The sequence below is a fragment of the Rufibacter ruber genome (assembly GCF_014138425.1).
Taxonomy (GTDB): Bacteria; Bacteroidota; Bacteroidia; order Cytophagales; family Hymenobacteraceae; genus Nibribacter; species Nibribacter ruber_C.
This window is the reverse complement of the sequence record NZ_JACJIQ010000019.1, coordinates 40,161-58,848: the sequence shown is the minus strand read 5'-3', so window position 1 is coordinate 58,848 and position 18,688 is coordinate 40,161. Positions and strand designations below refer to the sequence as shown.

The 18,688-nt window shown below is 54.0% G+C and carries 17 protein-coding genes; 12 read left to right on the top strand and 5 right to left on the bottom strand.

Annotation, left to right across the window (positions count from 1 at the left end):
- The first annotated feature begins 187 nt into the window (after nucleotides 1-187).
- The 4 genes from FHS90_RS18790 (at nucleotide 188) to FHS90_RS18775 (ending at nucleotide 4,920) form a co-directional block, all read left to right on the top strand.
- The gene (locus FHS90_RS18790; protein ID WP_182514172.1) at nucleotides 188-2,836 is read left to right on the top strand and encodes a cation-translocating P-type ATPase; all 2,649 of its coding nucleotides are present in this window, start codon (nucleotides 188-190) and stop codon (nucleotides 2,834-2,836) included.
- 235 nt (nucleotides 2,837-3,071) lie between these two features.
- The gene (locus tag FHS90_RS18785) at nucleotides 3,072-3,662 is read left to right on the top strand and encodes an RNA polymerase sigma factor (RefSeq protein WP_066836792.1); all 591 of its coding nucleotides are present in this window, start codon (nucleotides 3,072-3,074) and stop codon (nucleotides 3,660-3,662) included.
- Complete coding sequence (locus FHS90_RS18780; RefSeq protein ID WP_182514171.1) at nucleotides 3,652-4,272, top strand: carboxypeptidase-like regulatory domain-containing protein; 621 nt, start codon at nucleotides 3,652-3,654, stop codon at nucleotides 4,270-4,272. The genes FHS90_RS18785 and FHS90_RS18780 overlap by 11 nt, the downstream gene beginning before the upstream one ends.
- An 18-nt stretch (nucleotides 4,273-4,290) precedes the next feature.
- On the top strand, nucleotides 4,291-4,920 hold the full coding sequence (locus tag FHS90_RS18775; RefSeq protein WP_182514170.1) for an HD domain-containing protein: 630 nt from the start codon (nucleotides 4,291-4,293) through the stop codon (nucleotides 4,918-4,920).
- 230 nt (nucleotides 4,921-5,150) lie between these two features.
- Here FHS90_RS18775 and FHS90_RS18770 read toward each other — a convergent pair whose 3' ends face one another.
- Nucleotides 5,151-5,507 carry a hypothetical protein gene (locus tag FHS90_RS18770; protein WP_182514169.1) on the bottom strand — a complete coding sequence of 119 codons (357 nt, stop codon included), beginning with the start codon at nucleotides 5,505-5,507 and terminating at the stop codon, nucleotides 5,151-5,153.
- Between the two features lie 237 nt (nucleotides 5,508-5,744).
- On the opposite strand from FHS90_RS18770, the gene FHS90_RS18765 reads away from it, so the two are divergent.
- Nucleotides 5,745-7,040 (top strand): TCR/Tet family MFS transporter, encoded by a 1,296-nt coding sequence (locus FHS90_RS18765; protein ID WP_182514168.1) that lies wholly within the window; start codon nucleotides 5,745-5,747, stop codon nucleotides 7,038-7,040.
- On the opposite strand, the gene arsC is transcribed toward FHS90_RS18765, so the two are convergent.
- A complete protein-coding gene (arsC, locus tag FHS90_RS18760) occupies nucleotides 7,030-7,371 on the bottom strand; it encodes an arsenate reductase (glutaredoxin) (protein WP_066836781.1) in 342 nt (113 codons plus the stop codon). The genes FHS90_RS18765 and arsC overlap by 11 nt on opposite strands.
- Nucleotides 7,372-7,917: 546 nt before the next feature.
- Between arsC and FHS90_RS18755 the strand changes: the two genes are divergently transcribed.
- Nucleotides 7,918-8,064 carry a hypothetical protein gene (locus tag FHS90_RS18755; RefSeq protein WP_182514167.1) on the top strand — a complete coding sequence of 49 codons (147 nt, stop codon included), beginning with the start codon at nucleotides 7,918-7,920 and terminating at the stop codon, nucleotides 8,062-8,064.
- A gap of 142 nt (nucleotides 8,065-8,206) precedes the next feature.
- The gene (locus tag FHS90_RS18750; protein ID WP_066836778.1) at nucleotides 8,207-8,656 is read left to right on the top strand and encodes a hypothetical protein; all 450 of its coding nucleotides are present in this window, start codon (nucleotides 8,207-8,209) and stop codon (nucleotides 8,654-8,656) included.
- 330 nt (nucleotides 8,657-8,986) lie between these two features.
- Here the strand turns inward: FHS90_RS18750 and FHS90_RS18745 are convergent, their stop codons facing one another.
- Entirely contained in the window at nucleotides 8,987-10,024 is a 1,038-nt protein-coding gene (locus tag FHS90_RS18745) for an aldo/keto reductase (protein ID WP_182514166.1), read from the bottom strand.
- Nucleotides 10,025-10,732: 708 nt separating this feature from the next.
- Here FHS90_RS18745 and FHS90_RS18740 point away from each other — a divergent pair.
- The 4 genes from FHS90_RS18740 (at nucleotide 10,733) to FHS90_RS18725 (ending at nucleotide 14,056) form a co-directional block, all read left to right on the top strand.
- Nucleotides 10,733-12,106, top strand: coding sequence for a sulfatase (locus tag FHS90_RS18740; RefSeq protein ID WP_182514165.1), 1,374 nt, complete (start codon nucleotides 10,733-10,735; stop codon nucleotides 12,104-12,106).
- A gap of 315 nt (nucleotides 12,107-12,421) precedes the next feature.
- Nucleotides 12,422-12,934 (top strand): RNA polymerase sigma factor, encoded by a 513-nt coding sequence (locus FHS90_RS18735; protein ID WP_066836769.1) that lies wholly within the window; start codon nucleotides 12,422-12,424, stop codon nucleotides 12,932-12,934.
- The gene (locus FHS90_RS18730; RefSeq protein WP_182514164.1) at nucleotides 12,928-13,509 is read left to right on the top strand and encodes a hypothetical protein; all 582 of its coding nucleotides are present in this window, start codon (nucleotides 12,928-12,930) and stop codon (nucleotides 13,507-13,509) included. The genes FHS90_RS18735 and FHS90_RS18730 overlap by 7 nt, the downstream gene beginning before the upstream one ends.
- A 94-nt stretch (nucleotides 13,510-13,603) precedes the next feature.
- Nucleotides 13,604-14,056 (top strand): hypothetical protein, encoded by a 453-nt coding sequence (locus FHS90_RS18725; RefSeq protein ID WP_182514163.1) that lies wholly within the window; start codon nucleotides 13,604-13,606, stop codon nucleotides 14,054-14,056.
- Here the strand turns inward: FHS90_RS18725 and FHS90_RS18720 are convergent.
- The gene (locus FHS90_RS18720; protein WP_182514162.1) at nucleotides 14,044-16,059 is read right to left on the bottom strand and encodes a retaining alpha-galactosidase; all 2,016 of its coding nucleotides are present in this window, start codon (nucleotides 16,057-16,059) and stop codon (nucleotides 14,044-14,046) included. The two genes, FHS90_RS18725 and FHS90_RS18720, sit on opposite strands and share 13 nt — an antisense overlap.
- Nucleotides 16,060-16,436: 377 nt before the next feature.
- A complete protein-coding gene (locus FHS90_RS18715) occupies nucleotides 16,437-18,032 on the bottom strand; it encodes a M20/M25/M40 family metallo-hydrolase (RefSeq protein ID WP_182514161.1) in 1,596 nt (531 codons plus the stop codon).
- Between the two features lie 180 nt (nucleotides 18,033-18,212).
- Between FHS90_RS18715 and FHS90_RS18710 the strand changes: the two genes are divergently transcribed.
- The gene (locus FHS90_RS18710; RefSeq protein ID WP_182514160.1) at nucleotides 18,213-18,461 is read left to right on the top strand and encodes a hypothetical protein; all 249 of its coding nucleotides are present in this window, start codon (nucleotides 18,213-18,215) and stop codon (nucleotides 18,459-18,461) included.
- Nucleotides 18,462-18,688: the final 227 nt, after the last annotated feature.

Sequence of the window (18,688 nt, the reverse complement as noted above, 5' to 3'; positions counted from 1 at the left end):
TTATCCTGGGTGCCTACTCCTTCAGTAGCTGGTGTCTCCTTGCCTCACATGCCTGTTTTCGGCCTGATTTCAAGAAAACAGGCCGAAAACAGAAAAAGCAGAAACCAGCCTGACCGGCAGAGAATTACCAGATCAGTATTCCTATTGTTCCACATTATTTCATTCATTCCTAAACTTAACCAAGCCTATGCTCACCCCCTGGTATAAATTCACCCCGGAAGAAACCATGAAACAGCTTGGCTCCAGTCCGGAAGGTCTGCGTATGCAGGAAGTAGCAATACGCCAACAGCAGTATGGCCTGAACAAGCTGCCCGAGCCCAAGCGCAAGACCTTGCTCCAGATCTTTTTGGGCCAGTTCCTGAGCCCTCTCATCTATGTACTCATTGCTGCTGCCGTAATCTCCCTATTTGCCGGCACTGCCGGTGATGCGGCCTTTATCATGTCCATCATTGTCATCAATGCGTTGTTGGGCACCTGGCAGGAGTCAAAGGCGGAGTACAATGCCTCTGCCCTCAGAAACATGGTGCGGGTGCGGGCAAGGGTAAGGCGGGCAGGGCAGATGGTTGAGATTGACGCCCAGGAACTGGTGCCCGGAGACGTGGTACTGCTGGAGTCTGGCATGAAAGTACCCTGTGATGTGCGCTTGGCACAGGTAAACGAGCTGACCGTTGAAGAGGCCCTGCTGACAGGTGAGTCCCTGCCGGTCATGAAGCAGGAGGCCGCCCTGAGCCATGAAGTGCAGAGTCTGGGCGACCGGGTGAACATGGCATTTGCCGCCACCACCGTGCTCAAGGGCCGCGCCTGGGGTGTTGCCACCAGTACCGGCATCCAGACAGAGATGGGCAAGATTGCTGATTCGCTGGCCTCTTCTTATGCTGAGCGGCCACCGCTCCTGCAACGCATGGACCGCTTTGCCAGCACCATCAGCAAGGTGGTGCTGGTGGTGTGCGTGCTACTGGGGGGCATTGGCTGGTGGCGCGGCATGGAAGTCATGGAAATCTTCTTATTTATGATTGCCGTTGCCGTGTCAGCTATTCCGGAAGGACTCCCGGTGGCCCTTACGGTAGTGCTTTCCATTGGCACCAGCCGCATGGCCAAACGCAACGTGATTGTGCGCAGGCTCCCGGCCGTAGAAGGTCTGGGCAGTTGCACCATGATCGCGTCTGATAAAACGGGTACGCTGACCATGGATCAGCAGTCAGTACAGGCCCTGGTACTGCCAGACGGTCAGCACCTGGACGTAACCGGCCAAGGGTATAACGGGAGCGGCCAGATATCAACTTCTACCGGTAGCCCCGCCGCCCTCACCCTGCCCCATTTCCAACCCCTGTTGCAGGCGGCCGTCTTGTGCAATGAGGCTTCTCTCCAGCTAACCGCCAGCGGTTGGGAATACACCGGTGACCCGGTAGATGTGGCGTTGCTGGCGCTGGCCTATAAGGCAGGGGTTTCCCCAGCCTATTTCCTGACGGGGGTAGAGGTAGAGAAAATGGTACCCTATGAGTCTGAGAACAAATTCTCAGGAGTGTTTTACCGGCAGCAGGGGGAGCTTTGCTTCTGGATGAAGGGAGCCGTAGAAGTGATTGCTGAAAAACTCCCGCCCGCCCAGCAGGGGCTGCTGTTTCAGAAAACAGAGGCACTGGCCAAGATGGGCTTCCGGGTGATTGCCCTGGCGGGCGGGCCCGTTAGGGAGGTGCATCTGGAGGGGCTTCCAGAACTTTCCCTGGCTGGGATTATTGGCCTTATAGATCCCCTCCGCGAAGAGGCCAAAGCAGCGGTTCAGGAGTGCCAGGCCGCCGGGATTGAGGTGGCCATGGTCACCGGTGACCACCCAGAAACGGCCTTTGCCATTGCCCGCCAGCTGGGTTTGGCTCAAACCGCACAGGAGGTCATCTCCGGCAAAGAGCTGGCACAGATTCAGGAGCAGCAGCCTGCCTCCTTTGCCCAGATGCTAAAAGGGAAACATGTCTTTGCCAGGGTAACGCCGCTGCAGAAGAAAGAAATTGTAGAGGCCCTGAAGGAGAACGGCCATTTTGTAGCCGTCACCGGTGACGGTGCCAATGACGCCCCCGCCCTCAAGGCCGCCCATATTGGCATAGCCATGGGCAGCGGCACAGACCTGGCCAAAGACACAGCCTCGCTCATTATTACCGACAATAATTTTGCCTCTATTACGGCTGGGGTAGAAGAAGGAAGGTTTACCTACAACAACCTGCGCAACATCATCTACATGCTCCTCTCCACGGGGGCCGCTGAACTGCTCCTGATTGCCTGTACCCTCATCCTGGGGCTGGAGCTGCCGTTTATTGCCGTGCAGTTACTGTGGCTCAACCTTGTCACCAACGGTATTCAGGACGTGGGGCTGGCTTTTGAGAAAGGAGACGCCTCGGTCATGAAACTCCCGCCGCGCAAACCAGAAGAAGGGATCTTTAACCAGTTAATGATCAAGCAGCTGCTGCTCTCTGCGGTGTTCATTGCAGGCATCACGCTGGTGGTGTGGTACATCCTTACCGAAGTGAACCACTTGGAGATGGCGCATGCCCGCTCTACCCTGATGATGCTCATGGTGCTGCTCCAGAACTTCCATGTGCTGAACTGCCGCTCTGAGACCAAATCGCTCTTCAAGACGCCCCTGCGCAACAACTACCTCCTGGTTGCCGGCATTCTGACGTCCCAGCTACTGCACATTGCCGCCTCTTACATTCCTTTTCTGGCCACTACCCTGCAACTGGAGCCAATTTATTTTGAGGAGTGGCTCAAGCTGGTGCCCACCGCCATGATCATTTTTGTGGTCATGGAAGTGTTTAAATGGCTCAGGCGCCAGCGGGTTCTCTCCTAGCCTGCCCTGGTCTGTTTTTGGCCTGTTTTTCAGAAAACAGGCCAAAAACAGACCAGGCGGCCTTTCCCCATCTGCCTGCCATTTTCTGGCCTTTTCTGCCCAAGGGGGATTATTTTCCGGGGTACCCTATGGAAATTGACCCGCCGCTGCATCTACCAGATAGAAACCAACAGGTTTTTGTTTTCCCCCTGGGAAATAATCAGTTTCTTTAATGACCTAACGCTACCCCTGCCGCATGTTTCTGAAACTCTTCTCCCGCTCCAAGCCACCCAGCGACCAGGAACTGGTAGAGCAATACCAGCAAACGGGTGACGTAGACTGTGTGGGAGAACTTTTTCAGCGGTATACCGAAATGGTGTACCTGGTCTGCCTCAAATACCTCAAGCAGGAGGAGGAAAGCAAAGACGCTACCATGCAGATCTTTGAGAACCTGCTCGTTTCTCTGCGCAAACATGAGGTGGCCAACTTCAAGAGTTGGCTGCACAGCACTGCCCGCAACCATTGCCTCATGCTGCTAAGGTCCCGCCGAAACCGGCTGGAGGCCCCTTTAGACGAAAGCAATCCCGCCCAGCTGGAAACCGCCGCCTGGGCATTGACTATTACAGAACAGGAGCCGGAACAAGAGCAAATGCTGCAGGTGCTGGAGGCGGGCCTGGTCACCCTGGGCCCAGAGCAACGCATTTGCCTGGAACTGTTTTTCCTGCAACAGCAGAGCTATAAGGAAATTGCGGAGCGTACAGGGTTTGAACTGGCCAAAGTGAAGAGCCACATCCAGAACGGCAAACGCAACCTGATGATTTACATGAAGAAAAACTATGAGCAGTAACCAACTTCCGCAACTGGAAACAGAGGAACATCCTCCTTTGGAACTGCTGAGACAGTACCAGGCCCATACCCTGCCAGACCATCTGCACCACCAGATAGAACGGCACCTGCTTTCCTGTGACCTTTGCAGTGACCTGGTGGAAGGAATGACCGTGACCCCGCCCCGGCGCGTGCAGAAAGCAGTGAAAGAAACCAGAGGACGGTTAAAGAAACTGATCCAGGCAAAGAAACGCAAGAAAAGAACGTTCCTGCTTCCGGTCTGGCAAACCGCGGCGGTCATTATAGTGGTGCTGCTTTGTATTGCCTTCGCGTTTTACCAGCAGTATCAGATCCAGAACCTGAAGAAACGGCCCGGCACCACCCACGCGGCCGCTCAGGCGATACAGGTGTCTGGGCACGTGGTGAACCCGTTGGGCGAAGCGGTGGCTGGCGCTCTTGTGCTAAGTGGCAATCAGGATTCTCTGGGGGTGACAGATGCCGGGGGGGGCTTTCACGTTACGCTTCCGGCCGGTAACACCTCTCTCCTGATTCAACACCCCAGGTTCACCGTTCAGGAGGTGCCCGTTGACACTTCGGCTTTCCCCTTACAGATTACGTTGACCTATGAGTAACCTTTAGAACGGCCCCAGATGACGCCCGCCCTTTATCCTGTTTGGCAAGACTTGCTTTTGAACTTTACGCAGGAGGAAACGCGTATCCAGCAGTTATGGGCTGAACTGGAGGCTGCGTACTCTGGTAAAAACAGGCACTACCACACCCTGCACCATATCCAGAGTATGCTGCAGTTGGCAGAAACCCACCAGGTACGTGCACAGGGGCCGCTTCTGCTCAAGCTGGCCATTTTCTACCATGATGCGGTCTATAAAACCACCCGGAATGACAACGAGGAGAAGAGCGCCCAACTGGCCTGCCAGCGCATGAAAGGGCTGGTGCTTCCCCCTGCAGACCTTGACCAGCTGGGCCACATGATCTTGGCTACAAAGCAGCACCAGCGGCAACCGCAACCAGATACCAACCTGCTGCTTGACCTGGACTTATCCATCTTGGGGAGCGGGTGGCTTACGTATTGGGAGTACACGCAGCTAATCAGAAAAGAATACAGCGTCTACCCAGATGTTCTCTACAAACCCGGCCGAAGAAAGGTTCTGCAACATTTCCTGGACCAGGAACAGATTTTTAAAACCGGCCATTTCACCGCCCTGTTTGAGGCGCAGGCGAAAGAAAACCTGAGACGGGAATTGGACATACTTGCCAGGTGACAGAAAGGCCTTACCCCAGCCGTTCACTGCGTCCCCATCTTTGGCTACCTGACCCGCTTTAGACAGGCATCTGCTTAATGATCAACAGAAGTCGAAAGAGGATTGCAGAAATATGGCAACCAGCGCACACGTTTAAGTTCCCTTAGCGCCGAACAGCAGCGTCAAAAAAAAACCCGCTCTTAGGAGCGGGTCTTTTCAGGGTTGTTTGTATATATATATTTTGTCTGTCTCTACTTTCCTTGGGCAATAGCCGGAACCCCTTGCCCGCTTTTCAAAGCCTCAAAAGCTTTCTGCTGCGACGGGTTTAAAACCAACAGCAGGGCGTTGTTGAATTTCTCTTGAATGACCGCCAGGCTGGCAGTAAGGGCGTCGCCGGTCAAAGAGGCCTGGGCAGCTTTCACCTCCTCTATTCTCACACCCTCCAGGGTCTTCACTTTTACATACTGTGCTTCATTTAACAGCAGGGCATTGGCTAACTCACGGGCCGAAGTGACAGCGGTGGCCGTTGAACTGTTAGCGGGGGTATTCGCAGTAGTAACACCTGCAACAGATACGAACAGGGCGAAAGCGAGAATTACTTTTTTCATGGTGTGGAGTTCTGTGTGATTTGATGCTGCAAAGTTGCACCAGAAAAACAGGCCTACGGCTCCTTTTAGACCAGTCAATCCTGCCTGAAGGCAAAGCTGGCCATTCCCTCGATCAACAGTACCAGACACTTTATATTGCAGGATGAACAGATTCTTTTGCACGCTGAACAACTTCCCATTTTTTTCTTCTATAATTCTTCCAGTATTTTTAGCATTATTGCTAAAATTTAACACAGCATGAAAGGCCAACGTAAAGCTGCTCTCGGGTTTATATTTGTCACCCTGCTCATAGATGTGATTGGGTTTGGGATCATTATTCCGGTTATCCCCAAACTGATCAGTGAGTTGATTAACGGCAGCCTGAGTGATGCCTCTGTGTACGGAGGCTGGCTTATGCTGGCCTTCTCTGTGCCGCAGTTTCTGTTCTCCCCGGTGCTGGGCAATCTCTCTGACCGCTTCGGCCGCCGCCCGGTGCTGTTGTTCTCCCTCTTCGGGTTTGGGATTGACTATATTTTGCTGGCCCTGGCCCCCAGCATTGCCTGGCTTTTTGCAGGCCGTATCATAGCCGGTATCACCGGGGCCAGCATGACTACCGCCACCGCATACATTGCAGATGTGAGCACCCCAGAGAAGCGGGCGCAGAATTTTGGCATGATGGGCGCGGCTTTTGGGCTGGGGTTCATAATTGGGCCCGTAATTGGTGGGGAACTGGGACAGTATGGGGCGCGGGTACCGTTTTACGCGGCGGCCGGGCTTACTTTGTTAAACTGGCTGTACGGTTTCTTCATGCTGCCAGAATCACTGCCCAAAGAACAACGCCGGCCGTTCGTGTTCAAGCGGGCTAATCCGGTAGGTTCGCTGCTGCACCTGAAGCGCTACCCGGTGATTGCGGGCCTGGTAGGGTCGCTCATCTTTATTTACATTGCCGCCCACTCCACCCAGAGCACCTGGAGCTATGTCACCATGGAAAAATTTGGCTGGGATGAGAAAATGGTAGGCCGCTCACTGGGGTTTGTGGGGCTTATGGTGGCCATTGTGCAGGGAGGGCTCATCCGGTACATTAACCCTTGGCTGGGAAATAAGCGCTCAGTCTACTATGGGTTGGCCCTATATGCGGTGGGGTTTCTGCTCTTTGCCTTTGCCCCGGCCGGGTGGATGATGTTTGTCTTTCTGGTGCCTTACTGCCTGGGGGGGATAGCCGGCCCCGCCATTCAGGGGATTATCTCTACCCAGGTGCCCCCCAATGAACAGGGCGAATTGCAGGGCGGGCTTACCAGCCTGGTCAGCGTCACCTCTATTGTGGGCCCTCCCCTCATGACGTACCTCTTCGCTTATTTCACCGGTGGTGGAGCCGACTTGTACTTCCCTGGCGCCCCATTTCTGATGGGCGCGGTTCTGACCGTGGTGAGTGTGGTGCTGGCGGTACGGTCCCTTTCCCGGCATGACCTTCGGCTTGCCCCACCCGCCCCGCCAGCAGACCTTTTACCCCCGCCAGACGAAGCTCCGGCTGTTACCCCTGGTCTTACAGAATAGTGAGGGCTACCTGCGGTGGCCGGGCCACCACGGCTCTGTCACCGTTTACCACAATGGGGCGCTCCAGGAGGATAGGATTCTCCTGAAGTACCTGAAGCCATTGATCTGTGGTAAGGTGCTGCCCCGCATATACTTCCTTGTACAGCTTCTCCCCTTTTCTGATGAGGTCCTCCGGCCCAAGCTGAAGTTTAGCCAGTAACGCTTTAAGCTCATCTACAGAGGGCGTATCTGTAAGATAAGGGACCACCTGCACAGGCTGTCCTGAGTTCTGCAATAAGGCCAGTGCCTCCCTGCTTTTACTGCACCGGTTGTTATGGTAGATGGTGATCATGGCGGGTTCCTTAGGGCTGGAAGATTACTTTCCCCGCCAGAAGATCTGCACCAGTTCTTTCGCGAACCAGGCACCCTCTTTTTGCGGGGGCACTTCATTTATTGTTTTCCAAAGATAAGCCGGTTGGTTTATATTCTGATAAACTCGCTTCAGTTTTCAAAACAGGCAGCACCATCTCACTGTTTCGTTTTCCTTGCCTGAGTATTTACAAGCTAATTATGATAACCCCATGCCTACCCTCAGGCCCGCGGCCTGTACCGGTGCAATTCCTCCTGTGAAACGGAGGGTAGCAGCTTTGCCTGTTAGAGCTTGTCTATGTTGGTTTTTCAGGCGAAAACGTGGAAACAATAGGCTCTGGCAGCATTTTTAGACAGCATAACAGCGCTATGGTGCGAGGCAACCGCCAGATCAGGTTCTTCTGATGCCTGAAATGCAAACATGCTCATATAGCGTATGGGAGAAGATCACGGCCTCCCGTGTTTGAGGGGGCTACCGGAGCCAAGGCATTTAAAAAGACAATGAGGTTTAATAAGTCTTTTAAAAACCATGGAAAGACCAATAGCAGTGGGTGAGGGCAAAGACCAGCCTTTTAAACGTGCTGAAAACGAAGAGATTTTTGATTGCTGCTACCAGTTTCAAAACCCCGGCCCTCTCTCCCGCCCCAAAGGTTTCGTAATTATTATTTTTCTTTAAAAAGTATTCGTCATACCTACCTTTTTACTATTTCTGAAGTATAAGGAATAGGTATCTGTGTGTTCTTCTCAGCGCAAGCAGGTTACCTGACAGCAAGCGACACTTGTACTATTACTGACTACTTATAGAAAATTAAATACGAATGATCTACTTTGTTATGAACAAGGGTCCTATTACGCTAGAGCAAAATCAGCAGTACCAGGTACAGCTGTTTCCCCAAGATCACATACTGATGCACACCTGGGTGCAGGCACCAAGCTCCCGGGAATATCAGGAGGGCTACAGGCGGTACCTTGATTTCATTGGCCAGTACCGCATTAAAAAAATTGTGTCAGACAGCCGCGCCCGGGGGTACTCCTTACCAGAAGACCACCTCTGGATTACACACTATCTGGTTCCTAACCTCTGTGACAAAGACATAAGGCAACTGGCGTTGGTTGTGCCTGAAGACCCCAACCATGCCCGGGAGCTGGAGTCCTGCCTCATGACCGGCGATGCCTGCTATGAACTCAAATTTTTTCATACCACCGCAGATGCCCTGGACTGGCTGAGGTCTTCTTCCAGTAGTTTCCCCCAGTGGGCGGTTGCCTAGGGTAGCTTCTTTGACCTGACTTACGGGTGGCTGGGGTTTGTCCAGCGGAAAGGGCCGGATCAAATTCTGCAAAATAGTTTCTGCCTCACAGCAGGATTTCTGTATCTGGCCAGTAAGAGCCTACGGGGTTACTTTCCAGGGTACGTTTAGTTCCCAAAGAACCGCTGCCAACCGCAACCTCCAGGTGCGCCCACTTTGGGGGGCAGGTTGCTTCCCAGCCAAGCCCTGTGATCTGCACCTATCAAAGCGTTTTTGGGCTGTTTTTCAAAAAACAGCCCAAAAACGCTTTTGGCGCTGACCCTCTTCCGCAAGGCGGAAAAACCATTGATTTTATTTTCTTTCCGGGAACCGGCCAGTCATCTGCCGTTCCACCATCCAGTTGGGGTAGCCGGTTTCATGCTGGCTGGCCTGGTTGATCTGCTGAATTTCTTCTGGAGACAGGTGCACCTGCGTTGAATGAATGTTTGATTTGAGCTGCTCTACTTTTTTGGCACCTATAATAGTACTGGTCACGCCTTTCTGCTGCCGTACCCATGCCAGCGTCACCTCTGCCGCAGACACATGGTGCCTCTGGCCTATCTCTTTCAGCACGTCAATGATGTCATAGGCTTTCTCTTTGTCAATGATGGGGAAGTCAAAGGTATCACGCCGTGACTCGCCCCCGGTGTTGGTCTGCTCCCGGGTGTATTTGCCTGACAGAAAACCACCTGCCAGCGGGCTCCAGGGCAGAAATGCCAGGCTCTGGTCCAGCGCCAGCGGCAGCAGGTCTCTCTCTGCGTCTCGGTTGGCGGGTGTATAAAAATACTGCATGGCTTTGAAGCGGTGCCAGCCGTGCTGCCGGGCAATGCCAATGGCTTTCATAACCATCCAGGCGGGCCAGTTGCAAACGCCTACGTAGCGCACTTTCCCGGTCATGACCACGTCATGCAGCGTCTGCACAATCTGCTCTACCGGCGTGGCCACGTCTACCCCGTGCACGTACAGCAGGTCAATGTGGTCTGTCTGCAGGCGCTTCAGACTGGCGTCTACTGACTGGAAAACGTGGTACCGGGAGAGCCCCTGCTGGTTCACGCCCTCGCCCATTTTACCGCGCACCTTGGTGGCGATGAACAGGTCATGGCGGTTGGCGCCCATCTGTTTGAGCCCTTCGCCCAGCAGCTGCTCGCTCTGCCCAAACGAGTACACGTTGGCGGTGTCAACAAAGTTGATGCCCGCATCTATAGAATGTTTGAGCAGCTCCTTGACCTCGTCTTGCTGCAGTTTGCCAATGTGTGACCACATGCCCGCGTTGTCTCCGCCAAAGGTCATGGCCCCCAGGCAAAGCTCAGAGACCAGCACGCCGGTGTCGCCTAAAAGAGTATAGTTCATAGTTCAATGGGGTTGGAGTGAAGTCTCCTCTGTTGAACGAATTTAGTGGAAACCAGATGGTTGTAAAAGCAATTATTACCAAACAGCTTGGTCACTTTCAGGAAACCGGGTCCAGAGACAGCAAGCGTTTTAGGGCTGTTTTCCAGAAAACAGGCTAAAAACAGAAATTTCCCGCTTGCCACTGTCCAGGGTGCGCGGGGTCCGGCCTCTGCCCCCGCTGCCCTACCCCTTCTTTAAGGTCTGTTTAATAAATGGCCCGGCCTGCGGCCGAAGGGAATTTACTGAAAAGCTCCCCTGTTTCCCGCTCCCTGCCGGCAAGCGGGGCTGCTTTCGGCCGCAGGCCGCAGGCGGGAGAAAAGAGGCAGAACAACGTGGCTTTCAGCCGAAAGTAGCCTACGCGAACAAGGGCGAAAGGCCTCCCGTTAAGCGGGTATCTGGGGCAACAACCCAAGTAAACAGCCGCTGCCCAGACCGCCTCCGCGCCACAGGCGTTTATGGGCTACTTTTTCCAAAACAGGTCCAAACCAGATGCCCAGCCGCATGCACACCGTTTGGTTCTTGCTTTCAACGGTGTCTTTCTAAAAAAGAAGTAGCGAATCATAACAATATTGTAGACGGCTTGACCAACCAGAAAAAGAAACGCTCTGCATTTGCTACCTTCCCTGTAGAATAACCAGCCAACGTAGCGGCTATAACCAGAGGCAACCCATGAGAAAAATTCTGTCTGTTCTCTTTTTCATTTTTGCGGCACTCAGCGCACCGGCCCAGTCTCAAAAAACCAACATCATCTTAATTCTGGCTGATGACCTGGGCCTGACAGATTTGGGCTGCTACGGAAGTAGTTTCTACGAGACCCCCAACCTGGATAAACTGGCCGCCTCGGGCATGCGGTTCACCAACGCATATTCTGCCTGCACCGTCTGCTCGCCCACCCGGGCGGCGCTCATGACCGGCAAATCACCGGCCCGCCTGCACCTCACTGACTGGATTGCCGGCCAGAACATGCCGTACGCCAAACTGCAGGTGCCAGACTGGACCATGTTCCTGCCACTAGACGAAACCACCCTGGCCGAAGTGCTCAAAACACAGGGCTACGCCACCGGCGCCATGGGCAAGTGGCACCTGGGCCGCGACAAGAAATACGGGCCGGAGCACCAGGGCTTTGATGTGTACGTGGAGGGCCAGAACGCCAAAGAGCGCACAGACCCCAACGCGGGTGGCAAAGACACCAAAGAGCTCACAGATGCCGCTCTGAACTTCATCACCGAGAAAAAAAGCAGTCCTTTTTTTGTGTACCTGCCCTACTACGCCGTGCACACGCCGTTGCAGGCCAGGCAAACCGATATTGACTATTTCAAAGCCAAAAAAGCCACGGGTGAGCAGCGGAACCCCACCTACGCGGGCATGATCAAAGAGCTGGATGAGAACGTGGGCCGCGTAATTGTCCACCTCAAAAAGCTGAACCTGGAGAAAAACACGCTGGTCATCTTCACCAGCGACAACGGCGGCCTCATTGGTGCCAGAAACACCGAGAAGCAGATCACCTCCAACCTGCCCTACCGCGCCGGCAAAGGCGGGCCCTATGAGGGCGGTGTGCGCATTCCGGCCATCTTCTCATGGCCCGGCAAGATAAAACCCGGCACTACCTCAGAAGAGCCTATCATCAGCATGGACCTGTTCAACACCCTGGCGGCCGTGGCTGGCGCCACAGACGTGAAAACCTATGACGGGGCCAACTTTCTGCCGGTGCTCACCGGGGCTCCCTATCAAAAGCCGCTGCATGCCCAGCTGTACTGGCATTACCCCCACTACCACCGGGGCGGTTCTACCATGTACAGCGCGGTGCTAGAAGGAAACAAGCGCCTGGTCTACCACTATGAAACCGGCCAGAAAGAGTACTATGACCTGTCTACCGACATAAGCGAGCAGAAAGACCTCTACGCCACCCACCCCAAAGACGCAGAGGCTCTGTACCGTAAGCTTCAAACCTGGCTCACCCAGAGCAACGCCCAACTCCCTTCGCCCAACCCTACTTATGATGAAGCCAAGAAGAACGTACAAGCCAAGGGCAAGGAGGACTAGGAAAAGACAGGTTTCCCACACACCCCAAACGCGCCTATGAAAGCAAGGCCTCAGGAACAGCTTCTGCTCTGTTGCAGCCGCCGGTGAACACATTCTACCGTTTACCCAAGTTAAGGGTACCACTGCCCTGGCCGCTTTCAGCCCGCAGGGCTGCGCCCTAGGCAGTGGCAGCAAAAAGCGGTTTTCTATTTTGGGGCTGTTTTCCCAAAAACAGCCCCAAAACGCATGCCCTTTCCGCAAAAAAAAAGTTTACTTAACCTGTCATATTTCAGGGGATGCGCCCACTAATCTGGTGTACCGGCCAATTCTCTGCCCATGGAACCACCACAACCAGAAACGCTTTTCCTGCAACTCCTGGAAACCGACAAAGACCGCCTCTTCCGGATTTGCCGCTCCTATGCGCGTGACCAGGCAGAAGCCCAGGACCTGTTCCAGGAAACCGTACTCCAGATCTGGAAGTCGCTGCCCACGTTCAGGGGTCAGGCGCAGGTGCGCACCTGGGTCTACCGCATCACCCTGAATGTCTGCTGGCAGGCCCGGCACAAAAGCCAGAAGGAGCAGAAAAAGAAAGTACAGCTAGACAGCATCCGGTTTGAGAACCTGCCAGAGGTTTCGGCAGAGCCGGAAAAGGAGGCGCAGCTCCAGGCCCTGCAGGCCTGCATCCAGAAACTCAACGAGACTGACCGCTCACTGGTGCTGCTGTACCTGGAAGACGTGCCCTACAAGGAAATTGCCACCGTCACCGGCCTCACTGAAAACCACGTGGCCGTGAAAATGAAACGCATCAGAGAGAAACTGTTCACCTGTTTACAACCAACATTATGCTAGACCAGGATCTGAAAAACCTTTGGCAGAAGGGGCCTTCGCCAAGCCAGATACACCTCAACCAGGAGGTCTTGTTACAGGAAATAAGGGCTGAGGCTACGGCAACAGACCAAAAGATTAAAACCCGTGACCGGCGGGAAATTGGGGTGGCGTTGGTGGTACTACCGGTGTTTGCGCTCACCGCCTGGCTCATGCCCTTCCCGTTGACCAAACTGGGTGCCGGGCTGGTGATCCCGTGGTGCCTGCTCATTGTCTTTCAGTTAAAGCGCGCCCGCCAGAACCGGGTTCAGGATTTTTCGGCCCCGCTCCAGGAGTATCTGCACCAGTACCGCCAGTACCTGCTGCGGCAGGCGCAGCTCCTGAAGAGTGCCTGGTATTGGTACATTCTCCCGTTCACCGTGTGCATGGTGTTGTTTATCTGTGGTTTCCCGTTAAGCCCGGGGAAGATGATCTTCAATCTGGGGATTATCCTGGGCATGAGTGTATTTATTTACCTGGCCAACCGCCACGCCCTTAAGCACGAGCTGCAACCCCTCCTGATAAAAGTGGAGCGCGCACTATCTGCCCTAAAGGAGTAAATATGCCTAAGAAAGCAGAGAAACCGCTCTGTTCTCCTGCATAGATCCTGCGGGCCAGCCAGGAACGCCTTGCTGGTTGACGCCCCTCCTGCATATGTTCGCTGATCTTTTTCTCAGGGGGAAGAAAGTAGAAGAAGAAACTGCTCCTGCCTTTTTACAAGAAAACCATCACAAAAAAGACACGGGTGCAAGAGAGACCTCCTTCCTGTTTTCGGCCTGTATTCAGAAAAACAGGCCGAAAACAGGAAACAGCCTACTGCCACTAGTGGGAGAATTACTTCCTGTCACAAGCGGGGTCTGCGCCTTACTGGGGGCCGCCTCATCTGTTTTTGGGCTACTTTCAAAAAAGCAGGCTAAAAACAGAAAGACAGGACCCGCTGTACCGGCAGCCGTGAGTTTGCCCCGCCACCAGCCTGAAAAGCCACTCCACCTTTTGGCGACGGTTGCTGGGCAGCCCACCCCATTTCTGAATAAAAAAAGCAGCGGTCTGGTCAAATGCCAGCCGCTGCTTTCCTGGGTACGTGATGTTCCCCTTTATTTTTTGTAGATTCTGCACACGTAGCCGCCGCCGGGGGCCATGGAGATCTTCAGTTTGCGGTTCTGCGGCACCTCTACGGTCTGGTGCACGTAATCTGAGGCCAGCTTGTCTGCGTTCACCCCGTCTTTGAAAACCTCGGCCTGGAAAGAACCTTCGCCCAGGAAGGACAGGTCCAGCTCCAGGTCACGGGCATCCCAGTTGGTGAGGGCACCTACGTACCACTCGTTCCCCTTGCGGCGGGCAATGGCTATGTGCTCTCCTATCTTTCCGTCCAGCGCCACTGTGTTGTCCCATACTTCCGGCACCGCCGAAATAAAAGCCGTGCTTTCTTTCTCTTTCATATAGTTGGTGGGGCTGTCTGCCAGCATGTTCAGGGGGGCCTCATACACCACGTACATGGCCAGCTGGCGCACGCGGGTGCCCTGGCTCATAGGCTCTGAGTACACGGGGCGGTAATTGGCCTTGGTGGCGTTGCGCATGGCGCCCTGGGTATAATCAATGGGCCCGGCCAGCATTCTAATGTACGGCATGGTCACGTCATAGGTCACCTGGTCAACATCAGGGTCAGACCACTTCATCTGTTCCAGGCCGTGCACGCCTTCAAAATTGATCACGTTGGGGTACGTGCGCTGCAGGCCGGTAGGTTTATAGGCGCCGTGAAAATCTATGAGCATCTTGTATTTAGCCCCAATCTCAGCCGCCCGGTTGTAAAATTCTACCGCCTGCTGGTCGTCGCGGTCCATGAAGTCAACCTTGAACCCCTTCACGCCCATGCTGGCATAATGGCGCGTCACGTTCTCCATGTCCCGGTCAAAGGCGTGGTAGCCCGCCCACAGGATAATGTCTACCTTCTTCTGTCTGGCATAACTGACAATTTCTTTCAAATCAATCTCAGGAATCACCTTCAGTAGATCTGCCTGCAGTTTTACCGCCCAGCCTTCATCTAAAATGACATATTGTATCTTGTTTGCCGCCGCAAAGTCAATGTAGTGTTTGTAGGTGGCGTTGTTGATGCCAGACTTGAAGTCCACCCCGCCAATGTTCCAGGCGTTCCACCAGTCCCAGGCCACTTTTCCCGGTTTGATCCAGGACACGTCTTTCACCCGTGACGGCGAAGCCAGTTTGTACACCATATCACTGTCTGCCAGCTCTTTGTCCTGTGACGAGATTACCAGGGTGCGCCACGGGAACAGGCGCGTGCCCTTGGCTTTGGCAATAAAGTTCTCCCGCTCCTTCACCAGCAGCTGTAGCTGGTTGTGCCCGCCCTGCTCCACCTTTTTAGGATAGGGCGCAAACACCCCTTTCAAGGAGGTGCCGCCATTCTGGTTGGCCAGGAACATGCCCGGGTAATTCTCCAGATCAGCCTCAGTGATGACCACCTTCTTTTTGGGGGTAACCTCTACCGCCAGCGGAAGAAACGCCAGCCGCTTAGGGTCCAGCTTAGACAAAGGGCTGTGAATGTAGGTGTTTTCAAACGAGTTCCAGAACTGAGACTCAATAGAGGACTTCTTCTCTGTAGACGTTTTCTTTTCCAGTTTCACGTAGGGCACAATGGCCGTCTGGTCAGCCGGAAAGTGGAAGGTGGCTTCTTCTCCCTCTACCACGAAGTCTTTCTTTTTAGAAGTTGCAAACCGGTAGGCCACCCCGTCATTGTAAGCCCTGAAAATTACGCGGTAGTCGCCCTTGAAAGTCAGGACCAGTTCATTATACTGATCGTTGATCACAGCCCGCTTGTACACTGGCGCCTGAATGGTCTGGTTGACGGCAGTTTTCTGGGCTTTCTGCAGCTTTGGCTTAGTGCCCAGGGTTTCGCCGCCGGCCAGTTTCATTGAAATGGGAGAGGGTGCAAGTACCACGTCTGCCTCATGGCGCACGCCGTAGGTGATTTTGTCTTTGAGGTCTACCGTTACTGTGATTTTCCCGTCTGGGGAGAGAAGGGTGTGTTGTTGCTGGGCCGAAGCAGAGAGTCCTACGCTTACCATCAGGATCAGAAACAAAAGTCTATACATCATGCAGGGGTGGTTGGTGAGAAATAGCTCTCAACTTACAAAGAATAGGCTGGAGATGAAAGAAAAGTTTGCCTGTTCTCCTTCTGCTGGGCTTTTTTAATATCCTTCAGGCAAAACAGAAGCCCTTATCAGAAATAGCACTTTTGCTGCGCTCAGTCTTCTTGAAACAATTCTGGCGGTGAATGGCCGCAGCGGTCAGCAGGAGCTTACCCTGTTCATCACCCAGATCCTACCTGCGTTGCATAATTAGAAGCGTAACTACTCCATAACATATTCTGTTTTTGGCCTGTTTTCCAGAAAACAGGCCAAAAACAGAGGGGCCAGGTCTGGTGACCCGGCCCCTCATAGCATTCTTGATTTCGGCAAAGCCGAAGCAGGATTTACTCTAAGCCACCTTTGCGGGTAGGGCTTCTCTGCTCAGGCCACTTCATTGGCTCACCGGTTCTTTGGTTAACCGGCAGCACAATGCGCTCGCGCGAAGTCTTGGCCGGGTCTTCGCTGGCCATGTAGGCTAAAATAGCCGTTAAAATGGCGTTGCTGCGCACATCATCAAACACTATTTTGTCATAGGTGTCACGGTTGGTGTGCCAGGTGTAGTTGAAGTAAGACCAGTTGAGGGAGCTTAATGAGAACGCAGGGACACCGGCCGCCACAAAAGAGGCATAGTCAGAGCCGCCGCCGCCCGGTGAGCCGGGGAAGTTGGTCTCAATCTGGCTTCTGATGTCAGAAGGCACTTTGGCCAGCCAGCGGCCCAGGTAGTCATAGGCATGTAAAAAACCCTGTCCGGAGATGTTCACCACGCGGCCGGTCCCGTTGTCCTGGTTGAACAGCGCCTGCACGTTCTTCACAATCTCCGGGTGGTCTTCAACAAAGGCGCGGGAACCGTTCAGCCCCTGCTCCTCACTGCCCCAGTGGCCTACCAGAATGGTACGCTTGGGGTTAGGGTACAGCTTTTTGAGAATGCGCATGGCCTCCATCATGACAATGGTGCCGGTGGCGTTGTCAGTGGCGCCAGAGCCGCCGTCCCAGGAGTCAAAGTGCGCCGAAAGGATCACGTACTCGTCTGGTTTCTCTGTTCCCTTGATCTCAGCAATGGTATTGAAGGCGGGCTGCATGCCCAGCTCCTTGGCCTCAGTCTTGATGCTCAGTTTGGGTTTCTGACCAGACTCAGTGAGGCGGTAGACCAGGCCGTAATCTTCCAGGGCTATGTCTACGGCGGGAATTTTCTTGGTATAGGCACTGAAGATCTTGTTCACCCCAAAACCGTTTGACCAGTTAGAGGTGACAATTCCGGCCGCACCGGCTTTCTCCAGGGCGGCGGGCAGGGTGCGGCTGGTGTAGCCCATTTTCTTGAAGCGGGCATTCCAGGCATTGGTCTGGGCGGTGCGCTCCTGCTTCATTTTCTCAAAAGATTCTTTGGTGGCAAACTCCTGCCAGTTGTAGTCTGGTCTGCCGGTGGCCTGGGGCATGGAGATGAGCACCAGCTTGCCTTTCACGTTGGGCAGCCACTTCTGGAACGCCAGGGAATCAGCGGGGTCTGGCAGCACAATGGTTTCAGCTACCAACGGTTTGTTGCCTTTGGTGGCGGGGCTCCAGGCCAATTGCATGCCTTCTAAGGATCTTACCCGCGGGTGCACCAGGTCAATGTGGGAGATGCCCCGTTGCCAGCCGCGCCACTCGCCCCACTTCTCATTTCTGGCCGAAATGCCCCAGCCTTTGTATTTTTCAACCGCCCAGTTGTGCGCCTGCATCATCAGCGGGCTGCCTACCAGGCGCGGGCCAATCACGTCTACCAGCTCATGGGCCAGTTTTTCAAGCTGTGAGTTTTGGTTGGCTTCTTTGACAATGTTGGCCACCATGGGGTCTTGCTTCTGCTGGGCCTGCACCAGCGGCGCCGACAGCAGACAAGACAGGAGCAGGGACCGGGAAAAGGCACGGGCGCCTCTCCAACGGGAAGAGATTAATTCGGTTTTCATGGGGCTAATATAGGAAACATGCCCGCACCCAAACAAGGATTTGCCATCTTTCAGAACGTGCCCGCACTCCTTTCCATGTCAGCAGAACCGTAGCCTGTCAGGCAGATTCTGTTTATCTTTCAGCAGGAAACTTATTTGGTCTGGCTGACCTTTAGAAAGTAACCCTAGGCTGAAAACCTCATGTTTGAATATAATCTCTTTAAAAAGCTCCCCGGCTGGATGCAGTCAAAGGTGCTCAGGCAGCAAGGCAGCTTTCTGTCTAAGCGCGAGTACAAAGGCTGGGAGATTCATCTTTACTCACTGGAGCACCAGTTGGTAGAGGTCTGGCAGAAAGACGGGCTGGAGGTCATCACCAACTTCAAGCCTACCGCCCCTGCCCTGCAGGTACTGGAGCCGTATGTAGGTTCTATTGAGGTGCAGGATTTTTGAGGTGGCAGCGGGGAACAGGCTACTAGAGTTCCTTCTCTGGCCCTGCTGGAAGTTGATTGGAATTTGACTCTGCTGGCGAATGTAAGCCGCCCAAAAGACACTGGTACCCTTGCTCTATCCCGTTTGAAGTGCCTCTTACAGCCAGTACCGTTGGGTTTTCTGTTTTTGGCCTGTTTTCTGGAAAACAGGCCAAAAACAGAAAACCCAACGGTACTCTCTCTCCCCCC